We start from the raw sequence: 763 nt of genomic DNA, 5'->3' as shown, positions 1-763 counted from the left end.
AACCCGAATCCTGTTTAAGCCAACCATTCGATTACTCGAATGGTTGGCTTATTTCGGTGGCTCAATTGATATGCGCACAATGAAGCATAAATCCCTCCTAGAAATCCACAAACACTACGTGCTCTACTCGTCACTAAATTGTATTGTCCTTTCAATAAGCTGAATAACGTTTCTATTTTATTGCGCTGCTTTAAGTGATATTCATCTGATGCAGATAATTTAATAGACTTCATGTTCTTTCGGTGATAGGTAATTAAATCAATACCTTGTTCTTTTAATCTGCTTTTTAATTGTTGACTGATGTAGCCACGGTCAGCATAGAGTTGCGCCTGTAAACCTTCAGCTAATTGTTCAACCATTTTAATGTCAGCAACATGCCCATTGGATAAGCCTGAGCTAACGATCTCACCGAATTGATTCATCACGATATGTAATTTACAGCCATAAAACCACCCCATTGAACTTTTACCTCGAGATGCGATTTTGGCTAATGATTTATGACGCTGAATACGCTGATTTTTACAGACAGGTAGAGTCGTTGAATCAATCCATAAATATTGGCTATGTTGAGCTTTCATTACAGCTACATGTAAAGCATGTAGTGCTAATTGATGCATATTAATCAGGTGAATCATACGTTGATAACAAGGTAAGTTTTTAAATAAATGACTTTTATCCTGTTTCAGCCATGAAAAAAATGCTTTGAAATTATTGAAGTGAGAACACTTATACCAAATGGCGATAAAGATGATTTCAGAGATAC

1 protein-coding gene is annotated in these 763 nt (G+C 36.0%); it reads right to left on the bottom strand.

Annotated features, from left to right (window positions below; translation table 11 throughout):
- Positions 1–14 precede the first annotated feature (14 nt).
- A partial coding sequence (locus E2K52_RS14530) for an IS982 family transposase (protein WP_151205695.1) occupies positions 15–763 on the bottom strand: 749 nt, incomplete at its 5' end.

It is taken from the genome of Acinetobacter sp. RF14B (assembly GCF_006864105.1).
In the GTDB taxonomy this organism is placed as follows: Bacteria; Pseudomonadota; Gammaproteobacteria; order Pseudomonadales; family Moraxellaceae; genus Acinetobacter; species Acinetobacter lwoffii_C.
This window is presented reverse-complemented; position numbering and strand designations above follow the sequence as displayed.